Source organism: Streptomyces sp. NPDC052107 (assembly GCF_040680215.1).
GTDB lineage: Bacteria > Actinomycetota > Actinomycetes > Streptomycetales > Streptomycetaceae > Streptomyces.
This window is the reverse complement of sequence record NZ_JBFAWG010000221.1, coordinates 1-3261: the sequence shown is the minus strand read 5'-3', so window position 1 is coordinate 3261 and position 3261 is coordinate 1. Positions and strand designations below refer to the sequence as shown.

Sequence of the window (3261 nt, the reverse complement as noted above, 5' to 3'; positions counted from 1 at the left end):
AACACCCGCGCGAAACCGAAGACGAACTTCGCACCCGACTCACCGATCCGATCATGGACCGATCACCCGGCCAAGGCTGTGTGACGAGCCACTAGCCGACCGCCGGGCCCACTGCCCTGCGGGGCTCCGGTTCCGCGAGCCTCCGGTTCGGCGGACCCCCGGTTCGGCGGCCCTCCGTACCCCGGCCTACCCGGTGGCGTCGGGCTCTTGTAGGGGGAGCGCCGCCCCCTACAGGGGGCCGCAGCGGGTCCGCGGGCCCGCCTCCGTCATTACCGTCACATGCGAGGTCGGGCCGGTCGGCCGGCCGGGCGCACCGCGCCGATCCCGCCGATGCCGGCCTCGGCCGTACCGCACCGCATCCCGAACGGAAGGGGAAGTCGTATGGCGCCGGCACCGAGTGCCCGCGGGACCGTGGCCTTCGGCCCGTACCGGACCTGGTACCGGGTGACCGGGGACCTCCAGTCGGCGCGGCCGACGGTGGTGCTGGTGCACGGCGGACCCGGAAGCACCCACGACTACCTGCTGAGCCTGGCCGCACTGGCCGAACACGGCTGGCCCGTCGTCCACTACGACCAGCTCGGCAACGGCGGCTCCACGCACCTGCCGCAGGCGGGCGCCGACTTCTGGACCGTGGAGCTGTTCCTCGGTGAGCTCGACAACCTCCTGCACTCCTTGGGCGTCGCCGACAACTTCGTGCTCCTCGGACAGTCCTGGGGCGGCATGCTCTCCGCCGCCTACGCCGCACGGCAGCCGGAGGGCCTGCGCGGACTGGTCGTGGCGAACTCGCCGGCCTCCTATCCCCTGTGGACCGAGGAACTCGCCGTCCTACGAGCCCAGTTGCCACCCGGAGTCAACGAGACGCTGCTCGCAAACGAGGCCGCCGGTACCACGGACAGCCCCGAGTACCTCGAGGCCATGAACGTCTTCTACGACCGCCATGTCTTCCGGCTGCCGGAGAAACCCACCGAGCTGACGGCGTCGATGATGGAGATCGCCAACGACCCGACCGTCTACTTCACGATGAACGGACCGAGTGAGTTCCACGTCGTCGGCACCCTGCGGGACTGGTCCGTGGTCGACCTCCTGCCGCGCATCCAGGTCCCCACCCTCCTCCTCTCCGGACGCCACGACGAGGTGACCGTCGGCGCGGTGCAGCCCTACTACGACCTGATCCCCGACGTGCGCTGGGAGATCTTCGAGGAATCGAGCCACGGCCCCCACCTCGAGGAACCCGCGCTGTTCATGAAGGTGCTCGTCGAGTACCTGCGTTCGCTGGACTGAGCCAAGACACCGAGCAGAACACGAGGACCCGTGGACACCCAGGTTGACCAGCTGGTCGAGGCCCTGCGCAACTCCCTGATCGAGAACGAGAAGCTGCGCGAGGCCCACGACGCGCACCTCGCCGCCGCCCGGGAACCGATCGCGATCGTCTCGATGGCCTGTCGGTTCCCCGGTGGTGTGGGCACCCCCGAGGAGCTGTGGCAACTCGTCGCCGAGGGGCGCGACGCCGTCACGCCGTTCCCCGTCAACCGGGGCTGGGACCTCGACGGCCTGTACGACCCCGAGCCGGGCGTCGACGGCAAGTGCTACGCGCGCGAGGGCGGTTTCCTCCACGACGCCGACCGGTTCGACCCGGGATTCTTCAACATCAGCCCCGGCGAAGCCCTCGTGATGGACCCCCAGCAGCGACTCCTGCTCGAAGTCGCCCAGGAGGCCTTCGAACGCGCCGGCATCCCGCCCCACACCCTCAAGGGCAGCCGCACGGGCGTCTTCGCGGGCGTCATGTACCACGACTACGCCCTCGGCGACGACGACGGCAGCACCAGCGGAGGCAGCGTCGTCTCCGGCCGGGTCGCCTACACCTTCGGCCTGGAGGGGCCGGCGGTGACGGTGGACACGGCGTGCTCCTCATCCCTCGTAACCCTGCATCTGGCGGTGCAGGCGTTGCGTTCGGGTGAGTGTGGGTTGGCGTTGGCCGGTGGTGTGACGGTGATGTCGACGCCGGAGACGTTCGTGGAGTTCAGCAAGCAGCGGGGGTTGTCGCCGGACGGTCGGTGCAAGGCGTTCGCGGAGGCGGCGGACGGGACCGGTTGGGGTGAGGGTGCGGGGCTGCTGTTGCTGGAGCGGTTGTCGGATGCGCGTCGGTTGGGGCATCCGGTGTTGGCGGTGGTGCGGGGTTCGGCGGTCAATCAGGACGGTGCGTCCAATGGTCTGACGGCGCCGAACGGTCCTTCGCAGCAGCGGGTGATCCGTGCTGCGCTGGCCAACGGTGGTCTGTCCGGTGGTGACGTCGACTTGGTCGAGGCGCACGGTACGGGTACGCGGCTGGGGGATCCGATCGAGGCTCAGGCGCTGTTGGCCACGTATGGGCGTGAGCGTGGGGATGGGGCACCGCTGTATCTGGGTTCGGTGAAGTCGAATCTGGGGCACACGCAGGCGGCTGCGGGTGTGGCTGGTGTGATCAAGTTGGTGGAGGCGATGCGGCATGGGGTGATGCCGCGGACGCTGCATGTGGATGCGCCGTCGCCGCAAGTTGACTGGTCGGCGGGTGCGGTGGAGTTGCTGACCGAGGCGCGGGAGTGGCCGGGGGTGGGGGACCGGCCGCGCAGGGCTGCGGTGTCCTCGTTCGGGATCTCCGGCACCAACGCGCACGTGATCCTGGAACAGGCCGCTGAGTCCGAGCAGTCCGCTGGTGCGTCGGAGCCGGTGGTGGGTCCGGTGGCGGTGGCGTTGTCCGCGCGTACGTCTGAGGCGCTGGCCGAGTCGGCGGGGCGGCTTGCGGATTGGTGGTCGGGGCGGGAGGACGTCGAAGTCGCGGAAGTGGCTTCGGCGTTGGCGCATGGCCGGGGTCGGCATGAGCACCGGGCTGTGGTCGTGACGTCCTCGCGTGAGGAGGCGATCGGGTCCCTGGCGTCCTTTGCAGCGGACGGCTCTGGTGCGGTGACGGGGCGGGTGTCGTCTGGTCGGACGGGGTGGTTGTTCACGGGTCAGGGCTCGCAGTGGCTGGGGATGGGCCGGGAGCTGTATGACGCCGACCCGGTGTTCGCCGAGGCGTTCGACCGGGCGTGCGCGGCCCTGGATGTGCATCTGGAGCGGCCGCTGCGTGAGGTGATCTGGGGCGAGGACGCTTCCCTGGTGGATGCCACCGTGTTCACCCAGGCCGGCTTGTTCGCCGTGCAGGCGGCTCTGGTGGCGGTGTTGCGTCACTGGGGCATCCCAGCGGATGTGCTGCTGGGGCACTCCATCGGGGAGATCTCCGCC

General features: G+C 69.9%; 2 protein-coding genes. Both read left to right on the top strand.

Going from position 1 to position 3261, the window contains the following annotated elements; translation table 11 throughout:
• The first annotated feature begins 381 nt into the window (after positions 1–381).
• Positions 382–1281 (top strand): proline iminopeptidase-family hydrolase, encoded by a 900-nt coding sequence (locus tag AB0M27_RS47105; protein WP_365732361.1) that lies wholly within the window; start codon positions 382–384, stop codon positions 1279–1281.
• A gap of 30 nt (positions 1282–1311) precedes the next feature.
• Positions 1312–3261: type I polyketide synthase (locus tag AB0M27_RS47100; protein WP_365732360.1), on the top strand; the 1950-nt coding region annotated here is incomplete at its 3' end.